General features: G+C 71.8%; 19 protein-coding genes. 6 read left to right on the top strand and 13 right to left on the bottom strand.

The annotated features are described in order from the left end of the window. Positions 1-7: 7 nt before the first annotated feature. The 5 genes from BJ975_RS02015 to eno all read right to left on the bottom strand — a co-directional run bounded on the left by BJ975_RS02015 (position 8) and on the right by eno (position 4,317). Complete coding sequence (locus BJ975_RS02015; protein WP_179423148.1) at positions 8-925, bottom strand: NAD(P)-dependent oxidoreductase; 918 nt, start codon at positions 923-925, stop codon at positions 8-10. Beyond that, positions 925-1,848, bottom strand: coding sequence for a Ppx/GppA phosphatase family protein (locus BJ975_RS02010; RefSeq protein WP_179423146.1), 924 nt, complete (start codon positions 1,846-1,848; stop codon positions 925-927). The genes BJ975_RS02015 and BJ975_RS02010 overlap by 1 nt, the downstream gene beginning before the upstream one ends. Positions 1,849-1,984: 136 nt before the next feature. After that, entirely contained in the window at positions 1,985-2,494 is a 510-nt protein-coding gene (locus BJ975_RS02005) for a DUF501 domain-containing protein (protein ID WP_179423144.1), read from the bottom strand. After that, positions 2,491-3,039: an FtsB family cell division protein gene (locus tag BJ975_RS02000; RefSeq protein ID WP_179423142.1), complete on the bottom strand. Its 549-nt coding sequence runs from the start codon at positions 3,037-3,039 to the stop codon at positions 2,491-2,493. Before BJ975_RS02000 ends, BJ975_RS02005 begins: the two co-directional genes overlap by 4 nt. Positions 3,040-3,042: 3 nt before the next feature. Next, positions 3,043-4,317 (bottom strand): phosphopyruvate hydratase, encoded by a 1,275-nt coding sequence (eno, locus tag BJ975_RS01995; protein ID WP_179423140.1) that lies wholly within the window; start codon positions 4,315-4,317, stop codon positions 3,043-3,045. A 191-nt stretch (positions 4,318-4,508) separates the two neighbouring features. On the opposite strand from eno, the gene BJ975_RS01990 reads away from it, so the two are divergent. Continuing rightward, complete coding sequence (locus BJ975_RS01990) at positions 4,509-6,011, top strand: purine-cytosine permease family protein (protein ID WP_179423138.1); 1,503 nt, start codon at positions 4,509-4,511, stop codon at positions 6,009-6,011. After that, positions 6,008-6,544, top strand: a complete 537-nt coding sequence (locus tag BJ975_RS01985; protein ID WP_179423136.1) for a cysteine hydrolase family protein — start codon at positions 6,008-6,010, stop codon at positions 6,542-6,544. The genes BJ975_RS01990 and BJ975_RS01985 overlap by 4 nt, the downstream gene beginning before the upstream one ends. An 83-nt stretch (positions 6,545-6,627) precedes the next feature. On the opposite strand, the gene BJ975_RS01980 is transcribed toward BJ975_RS01985, so the two are convergent. From BJ975_RS01980 to BJ975_RS01955, 6 genes are all read right to left on the bottom strand, one after another. Continuing rightward, positions 6,628-7,197, bottom strand: coding sequence for a MazG family protein (locus BJ975_RS01980; RefSeq protein WP_317628222.1), 570 nt, complete (start codon positions 7,195-7,197; stop codon positions 6,628-6,630). Between the two features lies 1 nt (position 7,198). Next, positions 7,199-7,822: a hypothetical protein gene (locus tag BJ975_RS01975; protein ID WP_179423134.1), complete on the bottom strand. Its 624-nt coding sequence runs from the start codon at positions 7,820-7,822 to the stop codon at positions 7,199-7,201. 23 nt (positions 7,823-7,845) lie between these two features. Continuing rightward, complete coding sequence (locus tag BJ975_RS01970; protein ID WP_218845709.1) at positions 7,846-8,868, bottom strand: LCP family protein; 1,023 nt, start codon at positions 8,866-8,868, stop codon at positions 7,846-7,848. Positions 8,869-8,937: 69 nt separating this feature from the next. Beyond that, positions 8,938-12,417 (bottom strand): transcription-repair coupling factor, encoded by a 3,480-nt coding sequence (gene mfd / locus BJ975_RS01965; RefSeq protein WP_179423132.1) that lies wholly within the window; start codon positions 12,415-12,417, stop codon positions 8,938-8,940. 51 nt (positions 12,418-12,468) lie between these two features. Beyond that, positions 12,469-12,870 (bottom strand): holo-ACP synthase, encoded by a 402-nt coding sequence (gene acpS / locus BJ975_RS01960; protein WP_218845708.1) that lies wholly within the window; start codon positions 12,868-12,870, stop codon positions 12,469-12,471. After that, a complete protein-coding gene (locus BJ975_RS01955) occupies positions 12,867-13,706 on the bottom strand; it encodes a hypothetical protein (protein WP_179423130.1) in 840 nt (279 codons plus the stop codon). The genes acpS and BJ975_RS01955 overlap by 4 nt, the downstream gene beginning before the upstream one ends. 199 nt (positions 13,707-13,905) lie before the next feature. Between BJ975_RS01955 and BJ975_RS01950 the strand changes: the two genes are divergently transcribed. From BJ975_RS01950 to nadE, 3 genes are read left to right on the top strand one after another with little or no spacing between them, the layout of a single operon-like run. Further along, positions 13,906-14,154: an acyl carrier protein gene (locus tag BJ975_RS01950; RefSeq protein ID WP_179423128.1), complete on the top strand. Its 249-nt coding sequence runs from the start codon at positions 13,906-13,908 to the stop codon at positions 14,152-14,154. Between the two features lie 18 nt (positions 14,155-14,172). After that, positions 14,173-16,113: an asparagine synthase (glutamine-hydrolyzing) gene (gene asnB, locus BJ975_RS01945; protein WP_179423126.1), complete on the top strand. Its 1,941-nt coding sequence runs from the start codon at positions 14,173-14,175 to the stop codon at positions 16,111-16,113. Then, positions 16,110-17,075 carry an NAD(+) synthase gene (nadE, locus tag BJ975_RS01940; protein WP_179423124.1) on the top strand — a complete coding sequence of 322 codons (966 nt, stop codon included), beginning with the start codon at positions 16,110-16,112 and terminating at the stop codon, positions 17,073-17,075. Before asnB ends, nadE begins: the two co-directional genes overlap by 4 nt. 1 nt (position 17,076) lies before the next feature. Here the strand turns inward: nadE and BJ975_RS01935 are convergent, their stop codons facing one another. Next, positions 17,077-18,489, bottom strand: coding sequence for a class I adenylate-forming enzyme family protein (locus tag BJ975_RS01935; protein WP_179423122.1), 1,413 nt, complete (start codon positions 18,487-18,489; stop codon positions 17,077-17,079). Next, on the bottom strand, positions 18,486-19,091 hold the full coding sequence (locus tag BJ975_RS01930; RefSeq protein WP_179423120.1) for a serine O-acetyltransferase: 606 nt from the start codon (positions 19,089-19,091) through the stop codon (positions 18,486-18,488). Before BJ975_RS01930 ends, BJ975_RS01935 begins: the two co-directional genes overlap by 4 nt. 109 nt (positions 19,092-19,200) lie before the next feature. Here BJ975_RS01930 and BJ975_RS01925 point away from each other — a divergent pair, with 109 nt between their 5' ends. Continuing rightward, the gene (locus BJ975_RS01925; protein ID WP_179423118.1) at positions 19,201-20,514 is read left to right on the top strand and encodes a glycosyltransferase family 4 protein; all 1,314 of its coding nucleotides are present in this window, start codon (positions 19,201-19,203) and stop codon (positions 20,512-20,514) included. Positions 20,515-20,673: the final 159 nt, after the last annotated feature.

Here is a 20,673-nt window from a genome sequence, read left to right as displayed (position 1 = left end):
GCCCAGCCTACGAGTCCGAGGACTCGCGGTGGTCCACGACGACGTCCGCCGGCTCCTCCCCTGCGAGCAGCCGCTCCACCTGGCCGCGCACGACGGCCTGGATGCGCGGCGCCATCGCCGAGGTCATCCCGCCGACGTGCGGCGTGATGATGACGCCGGGCGCAGACCACAGCGGGTGGTCCGCCGGCAGCGGCTCGGGGTCGAAGACGTCGGAGGCGTAGCGGATCCGGCCGGCCTCGGCGAGGACGGCGTCGGTGTCCGCCGTGCGGCCGCGGGCCACGTTGACGACGATCGCGCCGTCGGGCAGGGCGGCGAGGAACTCCGCGTCGACGATCCGCTCGGTGTCGGGCGTCAGCGGGACCGCCACGACGACGGCATCCACCGTGGGCAGCAGGTCGGCGAGCTCGTCGGTGCCGTGCACGTGGCCGTGCTCGTCGTCGCGTGCGCGGGTGCCGACCCGGACGATCTCGCAGCCGAAGCCGTCGAGCCGGGCGGCCATCCGCCGGCCGATGCCGCCGACGCCGAGCAGCAGCACGCGTCGGTCGAGCAGGCTGGTGGTCCAGCTCTTGCGCCAGATGCCCTCGGCCTGCTGGGCGGCGAAGACGTCGAGCTTGCGCACGGCGGCGAGCAGCAAGGCCATCGCGAGCTCGGCCGTGGAGTCCTCGTGCACGTCGACGGCGTTGGCGTAGCGGCCGCCGGCCGACAGCACGTCGGCGACGCCGTCGTAGCCCAGCGACTGGCCCTGGATCAGGCCGATGCGGGAGGCGTCGACGGCGGCCATGTCGGAGGGGTCGAGCGTGTACGGCCAGACCGCGAGGTCGAGTTGGCCCTCGGGCTGCGGGGCCTTGCCGTCCCACTCGACGACCTCGACGGGGAGGTCGTCGAGGACGCCCTGCCAGGAGGAGTCGGGAACCGAGATGCGCATCAGGCGACCTCCCTCGCGGCGGCCCAGGCGATGCCGTCGAGGATGTCCTGCTCGCTCACGACGAGCTCCTCGATGGTGCGCGGCAGGTGCTCGAGCACCCGGTCGAGGATGAGCGCACCGCCCGCGATCACGTCGGCGCGGCCCGGGTGCATGTACGGCAGGGCGCGGCGGTCGGCGACGGGCATCTGCATGAGGGAGCCACAGGCGGCGCGGACGTCGTCGACGTGGATGCGCGCCTGGTGGATCACCTCGCTGTCGTAGGAGGGCAGCGCGAGCGAGTGCGCCGCGATCGTGGTGATGGTGCCCGCGACGCCGACGATCTCGTCGGACGGCTCCAGCCTGGACAGCACCGGCGCGAGGACCGCGTCGAGGTGCGTCATGCAGGCGGTCACCTCGGCCACGGACGGCGGGTCGGTGAGCAGGAAGCGCTCGGTCATCCGCACGGAGCCGAGGTCGAACGAGTGCGAGAAGGTCGGGGCGCCGAGGCCCTGGACGACCTCGGTGGAGCCGCCGCCGAGGTCGATGACGGCAGTGAGCGCCTCGGCGACGTCGCCGGTGGCGCCCTCGAAGGAGGCGCGTGCCTCCTCCTCGCCGGTCAGCACGCGCGGCCGGACGCCGAGGATCTCCTCGACCCGGTCGGAGAAGTCCGCGGCGTTGTCGGCGTCGCGCATCGCCGAGGTCGCGGCGAACGAGACCACGTCGACGCCCATCGCGTCGATGACCCCGCCGTACTCGCGGCAGGCCTCGAGCGTGCGCTCGACGGCCTCGGGGGCGAGGGTGCCGGTCTCGTCCACACCCTGTCCCAGACGGACCACGCGCATCTCGCGCAGCAGGTCGGTCTTGGCGTCGCCCTCGATCTCGGCGATCAGCAGTCGGATGGAGTTGGTCCCGCAGTCGATCGCCGCCACCGTGCTTCGAGCCATGCCGTCAGGCTATCGGGGTCGCCTCTCACCGCGGCACGGGCGTGCCCGAGATGTGTAGCAATACCCACCAAAAATCCCTTGGATCCGAGAGAAAACGGTGGATGCCGCTACACATCTGGCGCGCGGGACGCGCGGATCAGGCGGAGGGCGGGGCCTGGTCGGCGGCGGGGGCGCAGGCGGAGTGGCCCCAGTAGTCGCCGAGGAGGGCGACGGCCTCGTCGCCGAGAGGGTTGACGCCCGGGCCCTTGGCCAGCGAGTGGCCCACCAGCACGTGGAGGCACTTGACGCGGTCGGGCATGCCGCCGGCGCTGATGCCGTCGATCTCGTCGACGTGACCGATGGCCTCGCGCTCGGCGAGGTAGGACTCGTGCGCGGCGCGGTAGGCCGCCGCGAGCTCGTCGTCCTCCCCCAGTCGCTGGGTCATCTCGGCCATCAGGCCCGACGCCTCGAGCGTGCCGATCGCGCCGGTGAGCCGCGGGCAGGTCAGGTAGTAGAGCGTGGGGAACGGGGTGCCGTCGGGCAGCCGCGGCTCGGTCTTCACGCCGTTCGGGTGACCCGAGGGGCAGCGCGAGGAGACCTCGATCATGCCGCGGGGCGGGCGGCCCAGCTGCTCGGTGATCGCGGCGATGTCCGCGGGGTCGATCATTCGTCGGTCTCCAGCTCGGGGTCGGCGTCGGTGGGCTCCGCGGCCCGGTCGGGGGTGCCGGCGGCCTCGACCGAGCCCCACAGCCGCTCGACCCACGGCCGGCGCGGGGCGACCTCGGGCTCCTCGAGGGTGGACGACTGGCCCTTGAGCTCGCCGTCGACGCCGATCACGCGGTAGCCGATCTCACCGGGCATGACCCAGCCGAAGCGCTCGCGGGCCTGCTGACGGATGTAGGCCGGATCGCTCCAGCGGCGCTCCTGGTCCTCCAGCTGCGCGATGTCCTGCTGCGTCTGGCGGTTCTGTGCCTCGAGCGCGGCGATCTCGGACCGCTGCTGCCACCAGGCGTGCACCGACGTGGTGTAGGAGGCGATCAGCATGACCGCGACGCCCAGCAGGATCAGTGCCCGGGTGGTGAACCGGGTGCCGGAGCCACCGGACGACGCGACGGGCGCGGCCTGCGGCCGGGCCGTGGTGCGCGGGGTCGACCGTCCGTCGCGCCGACCCGTGGGTCGACGCGACGACGGGGACGATCCGCGTCCGGCCATGGCTCAGGCGAACCGCGGGAAGGCGCCGGCGCCCGCGTAGCTGGCGGCGGGGCCGAGCAGCTCCTCGATGCGCAGCAGCTGGTTGTACTTCGCGACGCGGTCGGAGCGGGCCGGGGCGCCGGTCTTGATCTGGCCGCAGTTCGTGGCGACGGCGAGGTCGGCGATCGTGACGTCCTCGGTCTCGCCCGAGCGGTGGCTCATCATGTTGTGGAAGCCGGCGCGGTGGGCCAGGTCGACGGCGTCGAGCGTCTCGGACAGCGAGCCGATCTGGTTGACCTTGACGAGCATGGCGTTGCCGGCCTTCTCGGCGATGCCACGGCTCAGGCGCTCGACGTTGGTGACGAACAGGTCGTCGCCGACGAGCTGGGTCTTGTCGCCCAGGGCCGCGGTGATGGCGGTCCAGCCGGCCCAGTCCTCCTCGTCCAGCGGATCCTCGATCGAGACAATCGGGTACGAGGAGACGAGCTCGCTGTAGTAGGTGATCATCTCGTCGGACGACTTCGCGACGCCCTCGAAGGTGTAGCCGCCCTCGCCGTGGAACTCGCTCGCGGCGACGTCCATCGCCAGCGCGATGTCGGAGCCGAGCGTGAGGCCGGCCTTCTCGACGGCGATCGCGATGAGGTCGAGCGCGGCGCGGTTGCTCTCGAGGTTCGGCGCGAAGCCGCCCTCGTCGCCCAGGCCCGTGGACAGGCCGCGGTCGTGCAGCACGCCCTTCAGCGCGTGGTAGACCTCGGCGCCCCAGCGAAGCGACTCGGCGAAGGACTCGGCGCCGATCGGCGCGATCATGAACTCCTGCACGTCGACGTTGGAGTCGGCGTGGGCGCCGCCGTTGAGGATGTTCATCATCGGCACGGGCAGCACGTGGGCGTTGGGGCCGCCCACGTAGCGGAACAGCGGCAGACCGGCCGACTCGGCGGCGGCGTGCGCGACGGCCAGGGAGACGCCGAGGATCGCGTTGGCGCCGAAGTTGCCCTTGTTGGGGGTGCCGTCGAGGTCGAGCATGGCCTCGTCGATCGCGCGCTGGTCGTCGGCGTCGAAGCCCACGAGGGCCTCGCACAGCGTGGTGTTGACGGCCTCGACGGCCTTCAGCACGCCCTTGCCGAGGTAGCGGTCGCCACCGTCGCGCAGCTCGACGGCCTCGAACTGGCCGGTGGAGGCGCCGGAGGGCACTGCGGCACGGCCCAGCGTGCCGTCGTCCAGGACGACCTCGACCTCGACGGTCGGGTTGCCCCGGGAGTCCAGGATTTCGCGGGCGGCGACGTCGTCGATGATGGCCACGGCAGGCTCCTCGAGTGGGTTCGGGGTGTGGGGGTCCAGCAGAGTCAGCCTAGCGCCGTGACGACCCGGATCGAGGAGGCCCCGCGGCGGGCGGACGCACGATGAGGCATTCGGGTCCCGCAGCGGGGCGCCATGCCTCATCCTGCGTCCCGCGCGTGGGACAGTGAGCGCAGGTACGAGGGAGGTCTGTCATGACGATTCACAGCGAGGGCCCCGGCAGCGGGCTCGACCAGGTCCGCCGCGCGGGCATCGAGACCACGGGCATCGAGATCATCGACGAGAGCGAGCGCGTCGCGCGGCCCTCCGACCTGTTCTGGCCCTGGTTCGCCGCGAACGTGTCGGTCTTCGGCATCTCCTACGGCAGCTACGTGCTGGGCTTCGGCCTGTCGCTGTGGCAGGCGACGATCGTGGCCGTCCTCGGCATCGTGGTGTCGTTCGCCGCGTGCGGCCTCGTGGCCATCGCGGGCAAGCGCGGCTCCGCGCCGACGATGATCCTCTCGCGCGCGCCGTTCGGCGTGGTCGGCCAGAAGGTGCCCGGCGTCTTCAGCTGGCTCATCTCCATCGGCTGGGAGACGTTCCTGGCGATCATGGCCACGCTCGCCACCGCCACGGTCTTCCGCGAGCTCGGCTGGAGCAGCGGCGACGCCGTCAAGGTCATCGCGATGATCGTGGTGGCCGCGCTCATCGTCGCCGCCTCCGTCGCCGGCTACCACATCATCATGGCCATGCAGTCGGTTCTCACGTGGCTGACGGGCATCGCCACGATCGGCTACATCGTGCTCACCGTCGACGAGATCGACATGGACGCCGTGACCTCGATGCCGAACGGCTCGGGCCAGGCGGTCGTCGGCGCGTTCGTCATGGTGATGACCGGCTTCGGGTTCGGCTGGATCAACATCGCCGCCGACTGGTCGCGCTACCAGCGCCGCGAGACCAGCGGCGCCCAGATCGTCCTGTGGAACACGTTCGCCGGAGCGCTCGCCCCGGTGGTGCTCGTCCTCTACGGCATCCTGCTGGCCGGCTCCTCCGAGGAGCTCAGCGCCGGCATCGTGAACGACCCGATCGGCACCCTGGCCACCGTGCTGCCCACGTGGTACCTCGTGCCGTTCCTCGTGGCCTCGGTGCTCGCGCTCGTCAGCGGCGCGGTGCTCGGCATCTACTCGTCGGGCCTCACGCTGTTGAGCCTCGGCGTGCGGATCCCGCGACCGGCCGCCGCGTTCATCGACGGGGTCATCCTCACGCTCGGCACGATCTACGTGGTCTTCTTCGCCGAGAGCTTCCTGGCGCCCTTCCAGAGCTTCCTCATCACGCTCGGCGTCCCGATCGCGGCGTGGGCGGGCATCATGATCGCCGACATCGCGCTGCGGAAGCGGGACTACGACGAGGAGGCGCTGTTCGACTCCTCGGGCCGCTACGGCGCCGTGAACTGGGTGCCCGTGATCACGATGGCCGTCGCCTCGGTCGTCGGCTGGGGCCTGGTGGTCAACAGCTTCGCCCAGGACGCCAGCTGGAACAACTGGCAGGGCTACCTGATCGAGCCGCTCGGACTCGGCGAGTGGGTCGCGGACGGCGGCTACTGGACCGGCAACTGGGCCTACGCCAACCTCGGCGTCCTGCTGGCCTTCGCGATCGGGTTCCTCGTCACGCTGGTGTTCCAGCGGTCGCGGGTCGCCCGTCAGGAGGGCCGCGCGTGAGCGAGCCCTGGCTCGTCGTGATCGACCCCCAGCGGGTCTTCGCGGCGCCGGACTCGCCGTGGGGGTCGCCGATGTTCGGCGCGATCGTGGAGCCCGTGCGCGAGCTGGCCGCCCGGCACCGCACGATCGTCACGCGGTGGGTGCCCGCGGCCGGTGCCGAGCGGGTGGGCGGCTGGAACGCGTACTTCGCGGCATGGCCGTTCGCCGACCGGCCCGCCGACGACGCGCTGTTCGACCTCGTGCCCGAGGTGACCGACCTCGCCTCCGACGGCACGGTCGACGCGACCACGTTCGGCAAGTGGCCGGCGCTGGAGGCGGTCACGGGCCCGGCGCCCGAGCTCGTGCTCACCGGCGTGGCCACCGACTGCTGCGTGATCTCCACGGCCCTGGCGGCGGCCGACGCCGGCGCGACCGTGAAGGTCGTGGCCGAGGCCTGCGCCGGCTCCACGCCGGAGAACCACGCCAAGGCCCTCGACCTCATGGCGCTCTACGCCCCGCAGATCACCGTCGCCCGAGGCGCCCGAGATCTGTAGCGGCAGCCACCATTTTGCGGTCGGATCGGCCGAAAAAGGGTGGACAGCGCTACACATCTCGTCCGCCGGAGGCGGATCCTGGGTCAGCCGTCGGCGTGGCGGCGGGTGGCGCGCCTCAGCTCGGCCTCGGGGTCCACGCCCTGGTCCCTGGCCTCTGCCACGAGCCTCAGGAGGCGGGCGCCCAGGTCGTCGCCCTCGACGGGGCGGTCGACGCGGCCCAGCACCTTGTCGGCGGCCATGAGGGCCGGCAGGTCCTTCGGGATGCCCTCGGAGGGGTGGGTGCGCTGCTTGCGCTCGGCCTTGAGGCGCTGCCAGTTGGCGTCCACCTCGGCCGCCGACGACACCGTGACGTCGCCGAACACGTGCGGATTGCGGTGCACGAGCTTGTCGGCGATCTCGCGCACGACGTCGTCGGTGCTCCAGCCCTCGTCGTCGGACTCGGCGATCGCGGCATGGATGACCACCTGCATCAGCAGGTCGCCCAGCTCCTCGCGCAGGTGGCCCGAATCGGCCAGGTCGATCGCCTCGGCCGTCTCGTACGCCTCCTCGATGACGTAGTGGCGCAGCGAGGCGTGGGTCTGCTCACGGGTCCACGGACACTCGGCCCGCAGCCGACGCATGACCTCCACGAGGCGGTCGAACTCGTCGCTCACGTCAGGAGCACTGCAGCGCGGCCGGGCGGTCCTCGGTGGCGGTGGCGTCGAGCTCGCCGCCGGCGACCGACAGCGACCCGCTGTCGGCGATCTGCTGGACGGTGTCGTCGAGGCCGAAGCGCGGGTCGATCTCGATGTCGCTGTCGGCGGTGGCCTGCGCGAGCAGCTGCTGACCGGCCTGCTGGAGCGCCTCGCCCTCCTGGAGGGAGGAGTCGGCCTCGCGCGCCATCTGCTGCGCGATCACGCCGGTGCGCTGGTTGCGCTCGATGAGCTCGAGGGCCGCGTCGAGGTCGTCGCCGAACATCTGCTCCAGCTGCTCGCGGTCGGCGGCGGCGAGCGCCGGGACCGTGACCTGGTAGCCGCGCTCCTTCGCCACGCGGTCGGCGACGGCGCCGGACACGAGGTCGGCCACCGACTGGCGACGCAGCGCGGAGGAGTCGATGCCGGCGGCGCTGCCGCCCTGGCCCGAGAGCGAGGCGGTGCAGTACACGTCGGCGACGTCATCGACGTCGGACATGGGGATCCGGGTGCCGTCGACGACGGCCGCGGCGCCGGGGTTGACCGGGCCACAGCCCGCCATCAGCAGCGCGGCGAGTCCGAGGACGGCCAGGCGGGTCTTCGACATGGCGTCAGACTACCGAGCGTGACTCAGTTCACGTCGGACGGCAGGCCCGCGCCGGTCGTGGCGACCCACTCGGCCACCGTGTCCTCGCGCACGGCCTGCCACAGGTCCTCGCCCGCCTGGCGATCCAGGTAGACGACGCTCTGCTCCCCCTCCATGCCCGTGCCCTTGACCGGCACGGTCGTGAACGCGACGTCGGACCCGCGGATCGAGCGCAGCGACCACGCGAAGTCGCGCAGCTCGCCGGTGGACCAGCCCTCGTCCACGGAGAGGTTCTTCGTCACCGCGTCGAGCGCGCCGTAGAGCCGCACCGGGTTGGCGAAGGTGCCGGTCGAGAGGGTCTGCGCCATGAGGGCCCGCAGGAAGTTCTGCTGGCGCTTGATGCGGTCGAAGTCGCCGCCCGCGAGACCGGCCCGCTGACGCACGTAGTCGAGCGCCGTCGCCCCGTCCATGCGCTGGGTTCCGGCGCGCCACGTGCGGCCGGAGTAGCCGTCGGTGACGGTGTTCGGCACCGTGATCTCGACGCCGCCGAGGGCGTCGGTGAGCGCCTTGAAGCCCTCCCAGTCGATGACCGCGACGTGGTCGATCCGGACGTCGGTGAGGTTCTCCACCGTCTCGACCGCGAGCGCGGGACCGCCCCACGCGAAGGCCGCGTTGATCTTCGCGGGGCCGTGGCCCGGCACCTGCACCCACGAGTCGCGCGGGATCCCGATGACGCCGATGCCCTCACGGTTCGACGGGACGTGCACGACCATCATCGTGTCGCTGCGCTGACCCGCGACCGAGCCGTCGACGCGCTTGTCGCTGCCCATCAACAGGATGTTCATCGAGTCGCCCGGCGACTCCGCCGGACGGTCGCCCGCCGGCATGGCCGAGGGCAGGTGGTCCACCTGGCCGCCGAGCTTGTCCTGGAGCCACAGGCCGGTGCCGAGCGCGGCCACCACGGCGATCGCCACGACGATCGAGGTGACGATCGTCAGGCTGCGCAGCACGCGCCGCCAGCGCGGCTTCGCCGCGGGCGGCGCCTCGGTGGTCTGGGCGTCGGTCACGCCTGACAGTAACCCGGATCCGCCCGCGATTCGGGCGGTTTCGGAACCTCTTGGGACCCTCTCAGGCGATCAGCCGGTGATGGTGTCGACGACCGTGGCGACCCACTCCAGCAGCGGCCGCCCCCGCAGCGGCTTGCCGCCGATGCCGGGCTCGCGCGGAGCCGGCACGAGGAGGACCTTCACGGCCTCCTTGTACAGGCTCTTGGGGTAGACCCGGTTCATCCGCAGCTTCGCCGACTCGGACAGCTGGACCGGGTTGAAGCGGATGTTCGAGCCGGCCGAGGTGACCTCGGACAGCCCCGCCGCCCTCACCTTCACCCGCAGCCTCGCCACGTCGAGCAGCGCCTCCACCGAGTCGGGCATCCGGCCGTAGCGATCCTCGAGCTCGGTGCGCAGCTCGTCGATGTCGGACGTGGCCCGCACGTCCGCGAGCCGCTTGTACATCTCGAGGCGCAGTCGCTCGCTGGGCACGTAGTCGTGCGGCAGGTGCGCCTCCACCGGCAGCTCGAGCTTGACCTCCTTCTCGGGCGCCGCGTCGCCGCGGAACTCCGCGACCGCCTCGCCGACGAGTCGGATGTAGAGGTCGAAGCCGACGTCGGCGATGTGGCCCGACTGCTCGCCGCCGAGCAGGTTGCCGGCGCCACGGATCTCGAGATCCTTCATCGCGACGGCCATGCCGCCGCCCAGCTCGGAGTGCTGCGCGATCGTGACGAGGCGGTCGTGCGCCGTCTCGGTGAGCGGCTTGTCCGGCGGGTAGAGGAAGTAGGCGTAGGCCCGCTCGCGACCACGGCCCACGCGGCCGCGCAGCTGGTGCAGCTGCGAGAGGCCGAGGGTGTCGGCGCGCTCGATGAGCATGGTGTTGGCGTTCGAGACGTCGAGTCCCGACTCCACGATCGTGGTGCACACCAGCACGTCGAACCGCTTCTCCCAGAAGTCGACCATGACCTCCTCGAGCTGGTGCTCGCCCATCTTGCCGTGGGCCACGGCGACGCGGGCCTCGGGCACGAGCTCACGCAGGCGGGCGGCGGCCTTGTCCATGCTCTGCACGCGGTTGTGCAGGTAGAAGACCTGGCCCTCGCGCAGCAGCTCGCGCCGGATCGCGGCGGTGACCTGCTTGTCGTCGTAGGCGCCGACGAAGGAGAGCACCGGGTGGCGCTCCTCCGGAGGCGTGGCGATCGTGCTCATCTCGCGGATGCCGGTGACGGCCATCTCGAGCGTGCGCGGGATCGGCGTGGCGGACATGCTGAGCACGTCGACGGCGGCGCGCAGGTGCTTGAGCGCCTCCTTGTGCTCGACGCCGAAGCGCTGCTCCTCGTCGACGATCACGAGACCGAGGTCCTTGATCCGCACGCCGGGCTGCAGCAGTCGGTGCGTGCCGATCACGAGGTCGACCGAGCCGTCGGCCAGGCCCTCCAGCGTGGCCTTGGACTCCTTCTCGGTCTGGAAGCGCGAGAGCGGCTTGATGGTGACCGGGAACTGGCCGAAGCGCTCGGCGAACGTGGCGTAGTGCTGCTGCACGAGCAGCGTGGTCGGCACGAGCAGGATGACCTGCTTGCCGTCCTGGATGGCCTTGAACGCGGCGCGCACGGCGATCTCGGTCTTGCCGTAGCCGACGTCGCCGCACACGAGGCGGTCCATCGGCACGGTGCGCTCCATGTCGCGCTTGACCTCGTCGATCGTGGCGAGCTGATCGGGCGTCTCGACATGGGCGAAGGCGTCCTCGAGCTCGGCCTGCCACGGGGTGTCGGGGCCGAACGCGTGTCCCTTCGTCGACTGGCGCGCGGCGTAGAGCTTGATGAGCTCGTCGGCGATCTGGCGCACGGCCCGGCGGGCGCGGTTCTTGCGGTTCGTCCAGTCGCCGCCGCCGAGGCGGTCGAGCGTGGGCGACTCGCCACCCACGTACCGGCTGACCTGGTCGAGCTGGTCCATCGGCACGAAGAGGCGGTCGGCGGGCTGACCGCGCTTGCTGGGCGCGTACTCCAGCACGAGGTACTCGCGCGCCGCACCGTGGACGACACGGTTGACCAGCTCGACGTAGCGGGCGACGCCGTGCTGCTCGTGCACCACCGGGTCGCCGGGCTTGAGCTCGAGCGGGTCGATCTGGCGCCGGCGGCGCACGGGCATCGACTTCTCGGTGCGCTCGGGCGCGCGCTGGCCGACGAGGTCGTCGCGGGTCAGCACGACGAGGCCGAGCGACTCGGAGACGAAGCCGTGGGCGATGTCGGCGCAGATCACCTGGACGACGCCCTGCTCGACGCCGTCGGTGCCGGAGGCGCGGTCGACGATCGAGCCGGGGATGTCGTGCTCGGCGAGCCACTCGACGCTGCGCTGGGCCTGGCCGTGGGCCGGAGCGACCACCACGAGGTGGCGGCCGTCGGCGCGCCACTTCACGATGTCGGCGACCGCGGCCTCGGTGTCACCGCGGTACTGCGGCGCGGGCTCGGCGTCGACGACGTGCGACGCGTCGAGGGCGAACGAGGAGACCTCGCCCCAGCCCAGGCCGAGCTCGGCCACGTGGTCGCGGACGTCGCCGAGCTCGTGGAAGCCCGCCGAGCCGAGGTCGATCGGGCTCTCGCCACCCCCGGCGGCGGTGGCCCACGACGCGGCGAGGAACTCCTCGCTCGTGGCGAACAGGTCGGCAGCGCGCGCCTTGATGCGCTCGGGCTCGGAGGCGATGATCGTCGATCCCGGCGGCAGCAGGTCGACGAAGAGCTCCATCTCGCCCGCCAGCACGGGCGCGAGCGACTCCATGCCCTCCACGGCATGGCCCTCGGAGAGCTTGGTGAACAGCTCGCCCAGCGACGGGTGGCTCTGGGCGTAGCGCGCGGCGGTGGCGCGGACCTCGTCGGTCAGCAGCAGCTCGCGGCACGGCGGCGCCCACAGCCGCTCGACGGGCTCGAGGGTGCGCTGGTCGGCCACGGCGAAGCGCCGGATCTCGTCGACCGTGTCGCCCCAGAACTCCACGCGCAGCGGGTGGTCCTCGGTGGGCGGGAAGACGTCGACGATGCCGCCGCGGACGGCGAACTCGCCGCGACGCTCGACGAGGTCGACGCGGGTGTACGCGGCGGCGGCGAGACGGGCGACGACGTCATCGAGCTCGACGTCCTGGCCCGCCCGCAGCTCGACCGGCTCGAGGTCGGCCAGGCCCTTGACCTGCGGCTGGAGGATCGAGCGGATCGGCGCCACGACGACCTTCGGGCGCTCGTCGCCGCCGTGCACGACACGGCGCAGCACGGCGAGGCGCCGGCCCACGGTGTCCGAGCGCGGCGAGAGCCGCTCGTGCGGCAGCGTCTCCCACGCGGGGAAGGTGGCGACCTGCTCGCGGCCGATGAGCGAGCCCACCGCGGCGGCGAGGTCGTCGGCCTCGCGCTCGGTGGCGGTGACGGCGACGACGACGGACTCGTCGCCGGCGAGCGCCGACGCGGCGAAGGGATGGAACGCGGGAGGAGCGGTGAGCTGCGCCGTGCGGGCCCCGGATCGCAGGGCCGAGGCGAACTCGACGAGGTGGGGCTCTGCGGCGACCGCTGCCGTCAATTCAGGTTGTGCCATGGCCTGTCAAGCCTACGGGCAGGACCAGCGCGGGACCCGCCGGGCGACCCCTCAGGACGAGGCCGACCCCGGCGCCCGACGGACGGCGGTGACCATCGCGATCGCGTGCTCGCGCTCATGCGACAGCGAGAGGGACCAGGCCTCGAGACCTCGGGCCCGCGCGTGCTCGGCGGCGGCGCCGCTCAGCCGGAGCCGTGGGACTCCCCCGTCGTCGCGCCGCACCTCGATCGTCAGCGGGTCGAAGCGGTCGAAGCCGCCCTCGAGCGCCTTCATGACCGCCTCCTTCGCGGCCCAGCGCGCGGCGAGCCGCTCGGGCCGCCCGTCGCAGTACCGGAGCTCGTCCTCGGTCCAGTACTTCTGCAGGAACGGCAGGCCCGACCGCTCGACCGCGGCGGCGATCCGCGCGACGGACACGATGTCGACGCCGCACGCCACGGCTGCGGCATCGGTCACCGGGGCGTGGCGGCCGAGACCGCGGCGAGGAAGCTCTCGGCGGCGACGACGCTGCCCTCCTCGTTCAGGTGGCCGGGGTCGCGGGCGTAGCCGTCGTAGAGGGAGTAGAAGGTCTGACCGTCCTCGACGGCGGCCACGCGATCGCCCGACGGGGTGGTGGACTGCATCGCGGCGATGTCCCACAGCTCGCCCGGCTCGGTGAACTCGGCGCGCACGAGCTGGTTGTACTGCTCGCGGGCGATGTTGTGCTGGTTGGCCAGGCCGTCGTCGCGGCCGATCGCCTTCTTGACCCAGCCCTTCCAGCTGCGGCGGGTGGTGAGCGGCTCGGTGGTGGCCACGAACGCGGTGTCGGGGTACGCCTCCTGCAGCGAGCGCAGCGTGTCGCGGTAGGCCGCGAAGACCTTCCGGGTGTCCGTGGACGCCCACAGGTCGACGTAGCAGAGCTTGAACACGACGACGTCGGCGTCGTCGCCGACGCCGGAGCGCACGACGGAGTCGAACTCCTCGATCTTGCCCATCGGGTCGCCGTTGGTGCCCACGTGCATGTGGGTGACGCCCGGTCCGGCCACGCTCGTGCCCTCGGCGACCGCCGGCTGCGGCAGTCCCTCGCGCTCGTGCACGAGGGCGAGCCCCCGCAGCACGTCGTCGCCCACGGACTGGTGGGCGAAGAAGACCTTGGTCGATTCCAGAGCTCTCACGTCGGCCTCGCTCGCCTCGGCAGGGGTGAAGGGTTCGCCGGCCACGTCCTCGACGTCGGCGGCCACGGCGATGCCGACGCCGGCCGCGAGCGCCACGGCCGCGACCGCGGCGGCGGCCGCGATCCAGATCCTCGCCATGGAAACTCCTCCCGTCGGCGGGTATCAGCAGAGAGTCCTGTGACTCCTGTGAAAATACGTGGTCCGGTACCCCTGATCGTACCGTCCCACGGTTGCCCAGAACCCGAGAATTCAGCGTTATTCGACTGGTACTGTCCGGTGACACCGAGGTCGGGGACACTCGGTGGAACACCAGCGGTTGCGGAGATGAGGAGTACCCATGGCCACGCGAGACGAGTTGGTGCAGGAGCTGCGCGACCTGATCCTGGGGGAGCTCATCCCCCTCGATCCCGAGGAGCTGAAGGACGACTCGCCGCTGGTCGACGACGTGCTGGACTCCCTGGGCATCGCCGAGGTCGCGGTCTTCGTCGAGGACCGCATCGGCCGCCCGCTCGCCGCGGAGGAGGAGACGCGCGCCACCTTCGCGTCCGTCGACTCCGTCGTCGACTTCATCGTGCAGCACAGCTGATCCGCTCCGGGACCGGCCATGTGCGGAATTGCGGGGATCGTCGCACCGGCGGCCCACGACGACGCCCACCGACTGCGGTCGGTCGAGCGGATGCTGACCAGCATCGCCCACCGCGGTCCTGACGAGAGCCTCTCCACCAGTTCCGGCCCGGCGCACTTCGGCACCGTCCGGCTGGCCCTGGTCGACAAGCCCACGTCGCGCCAGCCGATGGCCGACGACGCCGGCCGCTACCTGCTCTCGTTCAACGGCGAGGTCTACAACTTCGCCGAGCTGCGCTCCCAGCTGTCGGGCCTCGGCCACTCCTTCCGCACCGCGGGCGACACCGAGGTCGTCCTGCACTCCCTCATGGAATGGGGCACCGACGCCTTCGCGCGCTTCCGCGGACAGTTCGCGATCGCGTTCTGGGACGACGAGCGGCGCCGGCTGCTGCTGGGGCGCGACCGGCTCGGCATCGTGCCGCTGTTCTGGACCCGCACACCCGCCGACGAGCTGGTCTTCGCCTCCGAGGTGAAGGCGTTCGCCGACGCCGGCCTGCGCACCCCGATGTCGCTGCCGGACATCGTCGACGCCGGCGTGCTGTGGGGCCTGCACCCCGGACGCACCGCGTTCCACGGCGTCTCCTCGGTGCCGGCCGGCTCGTTCGTCGCGTCGCACGAGGGCCGCGAGACCGTGACCCGCTACTGGAGCTTCGCGTTCGCCGACCAGCGCGACGACCGCCCCGTGGACGACCAGGCCAAGGAGCTGCTGGGCCTGCTCACCGCGGCGGTCGAGCGCCGCGTGCCCCAGTACGGCGATCCCGCGGTCCTGCTCTCGGGCGGCCTCGACTCGAGTGCCGTCCTGGCGGCCCTGCGCGCGATCCGGCCCGAGCAGCAGATCGACAGCTTCTCCATCCAGTTCACGCAGGACGGGCTGAACGAGGCGCCGTTCCAGGCGATGGTCTCGGAGCACTTCGGCACCCGCCACGACGCGATCGTGTGCGACGACGAGGCCGTGGCTCGCGCCCTCGAGCTCATCACCCGCCACGCCGAGCTGCCGCTCATGCGCACGGCACCGGGCTCGTCCATCGCGCTCGCCGAGCGGATCAAGCACAGCGGCTCACGGGCCGTCCTCAGCGGCGAGGGCGCCGACGAGCTGTTCTGCGGCTACGACGTGTTCAAGGTGGCCTCGATCCGCGACCAGTGGAGCGCCGATCCCGACTCCCCCGCCTTCGCGCGACTGCTGGAGAAGGCGCTCGCGCACCAGGAGCAGCTGGGCCGCGGCGCGGGACGCGCCTTCTACGAGCGCGGCCTGGAGCAGCACGACGACCCGGTCTTCTCGCACCTGCACCGCTGGAGCGCGGCGTTCCGCATCACGCAGTACCTCGCCGAGCCGCTGCGCGAGCAGGTCTCGCTGGAGGGCACGCTCGAGGGCGTCCGCGAGCGCCTGCCCGAGTCGTTCCACGGCTGGTCCACGGTGGAGCGGGCCCAGTACCTCGAGGCCACCTACTTCCTGGGCACCTCGCTGCTGGCCACGCAGTGCGACCGCCCGTTCATGGCGCAGAGCGTGGAGTGCCGCTACCCGTTCCTCGACGAGGACGTCATCGACTTCGCGCTGACGCTGCCCGAGTCGTCGAAGCTGCACGAGCTCAACGAGAAGCTCGTGCTGAAGGAGGCCGTTCGCGACCAGCTGCCGCCGGCCGTCACCGAGCGGGTCAAGCAGCCGTACACCGCGCCCGAGGGCGGCGTCTTTCGCTCCCCCACCGGACTCGCCCTGCTGGAGCAGTACCTGTCCCCCGACGCGGTGGCCGACACCGAGGTGTTCGACCCGCGCCGTGTCGCCTGGCTCATCGACAAGACGCAGCGCAGCCGCACGAGCTTCCACGACGACCTCGCGCTCGTGTGGATCCTCAGCACCCAGATGCTCGTCCAGACCTACGGGTTCGCGGACGCGAACGCCGACCTTCGAAGGGGAACCGCATGACCGACATCCAGGAACTGAGCCGCCGGATCGATCTCGAGGACGTGGCCGCCACCACCGACCTGCTGGTCTCGTCGATCCGCGACACGGCCCGGCACTTCCGCCGCACCGGCGCGATCGTCGCGCTCAGCGGCGGCATCGACTCCTCGGCCTGCCTCGGTCTCGCGGTCCGCGCGCTCGGCCCGAAGCGCGTCGTGGCGCTGACGCTGCCCGACAAGGAGAGCTCGGGCGAGACCGTCGGCTACGCGCAGGAGGTCGCCGACGCGTTCGGCGTGGAGCTGCTGCACCGCGACATCACCGCGCCGCTCGACGCGCTCGGCTGCTACGACGACCGTCTCGCCGTGGTGCGCCGGATCGTGCCGGAGTTCGACGCCGACGCGGGCGACCGCTACTCGGTCGAGTTCGACCCGGCCCTCGGCAACGACGAGCAGCTCCAGTCGTTCCGCCTCAACGTGATCCGCGGCGGCGAGCAGACGATGCACCGCCTCGGCGGGCGCGACTTCCTGACGATCATGGCCGCGACGAACCAGAAGCAGCGCATCCGGATGCTCTCGACCTACCGGATCGCCGACGAGCGCAACCAGATCGTCGTGGGCACCTCCAACCGGCTCGAGCTCGACCAGGGCTTCTACGTCAAGCACGGCGACGGCTGCGGCGAGGTCTTCCCGCTGCGCCACCTGCTGAAGTCGCACGTGTACGAGGTCGCCGCGCACATCGGCGTGCCCGAGTCCGTCCAGAAGCGCCCGCCCACGACCGACACGTTCAGCGCGCCGCAGAGCCAGGAGGAGTACTTCTACGGCACGTCGGTGCGCACGAACGACGAGCTGTGGCTGGCGTGGGACCAGAAGGAGGACGCCGGCGCCACGGCCGAGCGGCTGGGGCTGTCCACCTCCGACGTCGAGAAGTTCTTCGAGCTCTACACGCGCCGCTCGCTGTACGCGGAGTACCTGCTGACGTCGCTCTGAGTCAGGCCTCGGGCGCCGGCGCCGGCCGGCGCCGTACGAGCTTGCCCGTGCGGGTGGTCTCGAGTCGCTCCACCACGGTCACCTCGCGCACCAGCCCGCGCGGCTCGACGGCCGCCAGGATCCGGCGGGTGAGGCCGTCGCGCTCGACTCCCGGCGCGAGCTCGACGAACAGGGAGCACTGGGCGTCCTCCACCGTGTCGTCGGCCAGCAGGAGGGCTCCGGCCACCCCGTCGACCCGGGCGACGTCGGCCTCGACCGCCACCGCCGAGACCCGGTTGCCGCGGAAGTTGATCATCTCGGCGAGCCGACCGGTCACGGTGAGGTGGCCACGCTCGTCCAGGCGTCCGAGGTCGGTCGTGACCAACGGCGTGCCCGGCTCGCGCACGGGATCGCCGAGGTAGCCCAGGAACACCGACGGGCCCGTGACGCGGATGCGGCCCTCCCGCCCGGTGACCACGTGGCCGTCCTCGTCGACGACGTCGACCGTGGTGCCCGGCAGCGGCAGCCCCACCGAGTCGGCCGGCGCGGCGCTCGAGGGCGGGCGCACCGCGACCCGCGCCGTGGCCTCGGTCAGCCCGTACATGAGGTGCGTCCCGCCGGCGAAGCCCGAGGTCAGCTCGGCGAGCGCGGCGTCGGAGACCCCTCCCCCGGCCAGCAGCAGCGTGCGCAGGTGCGGCGCGAAGTCCTGCCCGAGCGTGAACCGCCGCGCGACGAGGCGCAGGTAGTAGGGGACGCACGGCAGCACGGTCACGCGGTGCCGGTCGAGCAGCTCGGCCAGCGGCCGCGACGGCAGCGTGCCCGAGGTCATCAGCAGCGGCACTGAGCGCATCAGCGCCAGCAACACCATCGAGAAGCCGTAGGAGTGGGTGGGGTCGAGGATGAAGCCCAGCACGTCGGAGTCCGGGTCCCACGGCTCGACGACCTGGTCGACCGCGGTGACGTTGCAGGCCACGTTGCGCACGGACAGCCGCACGCCCTTCGGCTCGCTGGTGGTGCCCGACGTGAAGAGCAGCAGCGCCTCGGGAGAGCCGGTGTCGGCGATGCCGTCGCCGGGACGGTGGCGCGGGTCGGTGGACGGCTCGACGTCGAACGGCTCCAGCACACCGGCGGCGAGGTCGACGCGGCAGCGGGAGCGGGCGGCGAGCTCGCGCGTGCGCTCGGGCGTGGGACGCGGGAGCATCACGAGCGAGCGGCCCGCCAGCAGCACGGCGACGAGGTCGACCACGGCCTCGTGGCCCGTGCCGGACAGCGCCACGCGCTCGTCCTCCGGAACCGTGCGCTCGATCTGCGCGGCCCGCGCGCGGGCGCGGTCGTGGAGCTCGCCGCGGGTCAGCGTGACGTCACCGTCGATCACCGCGACGCGCTGCGGGTCGTCGGCCAGCCGCAGGAGGTCGGCGAACGCCGCTGCGATCATCGCAGCCTCAGCGACCGCGCGGGGGGCGAGACGACGCTGCCACCCTCGGGGACGTCGGTGACGACGACGGCGTTGGGCCCGACCTTCGCCCCGTCGCCCACGCTGACGGCGCCGATGACCACGCAGCCGACGCCCAGGTGGACGCCGCGGCCGATGCGCGGGGGCTGGTAGTAGGCCTCGGCGTGATCGGGCTCCCACCGCCGCCCGAGGGTGACGCCGTGGTAGATCATGCAGTCGTCGCCGATGACGGCGCCGGGCTGCAGCACGACGCCGTTCTGGTGGACGAAGACGACGTGGCGCCCGATCGCGGTGTCGTGACTGACCTCGAACCCGAGGACGTTCCGGACGTAGGCCGCGTTGACGAGCTTGTAGGCGATGCGGCCGAGCCGGCCCCCGAGCAGCCCGCGCTGCGGGGCGTGGACCCACTCGCCGAAGCGGTGCACCGCGAGCATGTGCTTGGCGGGGACGAGCCAGCCGCGGGCGTGAGACGCCATGTCCTCGCGGACGATGTCGACCAGGCCCTGCCACGTGGACAGGTCCCATCCGGTGGGCGGCGTGACGACGACGGGTGGGGTCCGCCGGGGCGCCTGCTCTGTCGTCATGGCAGGAGTATGGCACCGGCGCGGGGCCGCCGGTACCGCCTCGAACCGCGGCCGGACGAGCGCCGCGGTTTCACCACGACGAGGTCCCGGACTCCCTAGGCTGGTGCCCATGTCGCACGCGTCCGGGCCTCGGCCTCACGTCCTCGTGATCGTCCAGAACCTGCCCGTCCCGCTGGACCGCCGGGTGTGGCTGGAGTGCCGAGCGCTGATCGCCGCCGGCTTCGACGTCAGCGTGATCTGCCCGAAGGGACCGGGCGACCCGTCCTCGGAGACCCTCGACGGCGTCCGCATCCACAAGTACCGGCCGGCGCCGCAGGCCTCGGGCGCGCTGGGCTACCTCGTGGAGTTCGTCTACTCCTGGCTCCGCACGGCTCGGCTCTCGCTGAAGGTGTGGCGCGAGCGCCCCTTCCAGGCGATCCAGGCCTGCAACCCGCCGGACACCTACTGGGCGCTGGCCCGGCTGTGGCGTCGCCGCGGCGTGACCTTCGTCTTCGACCAGCACGACCTCAACCCCGAGCTGTTCCTCTCGCGCTTCGGCGAGCCGACCTCACTCATGGGCCGGCTGCAGCTGGGGTTCCTGCGCTGGCTCGAGCGGCGCACGTACGCCACGGCCACCCACGTCATCTCGACGAACGAGTCGTACCAGCGGATCGCGATCGAGCGCGGCGGGTTCGATCCCGCCGACGTCACCGTCGTGCGCAGTGGCCCCGACACCTCCACGATGCGCCCGATCCACCTGCCCGAGGACGCCGACCGCACGCGCCACACGCTGGCGTACCTGGGGATCATGGGCCCGCAGGACGGGGTCGAGACGGTCCTCGACGTCATGGACGAGCTCGTGCACCGCCGCGGCCGCACCGACGTCGACGCCGTCCTCATGGGCTTCGGCGACTGCTACGAGGACCTGCGCCGCCGCAGCAACGAGCTGGGGCTCGACGACGTCGTCACGTTCACCGGCCGGGTCGGCCCTCCCGAGATCGCGCGCCACCTCAGCGCCGCCAGCGTGGGCCTGTGCCCCGACCTCAAGACGCCCCTCAACGACGTCTCCACGATGAACAAGACGATGGAGTACATGGCGTACGCGCTGCCCACCGTCTCGTTCGACCTCGTGGAGACGCGCGTCTCGGCAGGTGAGACCTGCCTGTTCGTGGAATCGGGCGACGTGGGGGCCTTCGCCGATGCCGTCGAACGGCTGCTCGACGACCCGGAACTGCGCGTCAGGCTGGCCCGAGAGGCCCGCGATCGGGTCTCGACCCACTTGGACTGGAAACCGCAGTCGGAGGCTTACGTCGGCGTCTGGGAGTCCCTGCTGGGTAGCACGGATCATGGCGGACCAGTCAGAACGAACTATGTGGACTTGGTCACACGGGAGGAGTTCGAGCGCTTCGTGCTCTCGCGCGGGCCGATCCCTCCCGCATCCTGAAGCACACCCGTCACACGGAACGGCCCGTTCTCCCTGTCATTCCGCTTGCATCGCCGTGTCGCGCCATGCAAGGGTTGGCGCGACCAAGCCCCTATTCACAAGGCTTAACTTCATGCCGTTGACCCACCGTTCCCCCAGAAAGCACCGCAGGATCTCGGC

The sequence above is a fragment of the Aeromicrobium tamlense genome (assembly GCF_013408555.1).
GTDB classification, from domain to species: domain Bacteria; phylum Actinomycetota; class Actinomycetes; order Propionibacteriales; family Nocardioidaceae; genus Aeromicrobium; species Aeromicrobium tamlense.
This window is presented reverse-complemented; position numbering and strand designations above follow the sequence as displayed.

Coding starts and splice junctions, on each gene's coding strand:
- BJ975_RS02015 (WP_179423148.1), bottom strand. CDS start 925: ATGCGCATCTCGGTTCCCGACTCCTCCTGGCAGGGCGTCCTCGACGAC.
- BJ975_RS01955 (WP_179423130.1), bottom strand. CDS start 13,706: ATGGCGAGGATCTGGATCGCGGCCGCCGCCGCGGTCGCGGCCGTGGCG.
- BJ975_RS02010 (WP_179423146.1), bottom strand. CDS start 1,848: ATGGCTCGAAGCACGGTGGCGGCGATCGACTGCGGGACCAACTCCATC.
- BJ975_RS01935 (WP_179423122.1), bottom strand. CDS start 18,489: ATGATCGCAGCGGCGTTCGCCGACCTCCTGCGGCTGGCCGACGACCCG.
- mfd (WP_179423132.1), bottom strand. CDS start 12,417: ATGGCACAACCTGAATTGACGGCAGCGGTCGCCGCAGAGCCCCACCTC.
- asnB (WP_179423126.1), top strand. CDS start 14,173: ATGTGCGGAATTGCGGGGATCGTCGCACCGGCGGCCCACGACGACGCC.
- BJ975_RS01925 (WP_179423118.1), top strand. CDS start 19,201: ATGTCGCACGCGTCCGGGCCTCGGCCTCACGTCCTCGTGATCGTCCAG.
- nadE (WP_179423124.1), top strand. CDS start 16,110: ATGACCGACATCCAGGAACTGAGCCGCCGGATCGATCTCGAGGACGTG.
- BJ975_RS01950 (WP_179423128.1), top strand. CDS start 13,906: ATGGCCACGCGAGACGAGTTGGTGCAGGAGCTGCGCGACCTGATCCTG.
- BJ975_RS02000 (WP_179423142.1), bottom strand. CDS start 3,039: ATGGCCGGACGCGGATCGTCCCCGTCGTCGCGTCGACCCACGGGTCGG.
- BJ975_RS01990 (WP_179423138.1), top strand. CDS start 4,509: ATGACGATTCACAGCGAGGGCCCCGGCAGCGGGCTCGACCAGGTCCGC.
- BJ975_RS01975 (WP_179423134.1), bottom strand. CDS start 7,822: ATGTCGAAGACCCGCCTGGCCGTCCTCGGACTCGCCGCGCTGCTGATG.
- BJ975_RS02005 (WP_179423144.1), bottom strand. CDS start 2,494: ATGATCGACCCCGCGGACATCGCCGCGATCACCGAGCAGCTGGGCCGC.
- BJ975_RS01930 (WP_179423120.1), bottom strand. CDS start 19,091: ATGACGACAGAGCAGGCGCCCCGGCGGACCCCACCCGTCGTCGTCACG.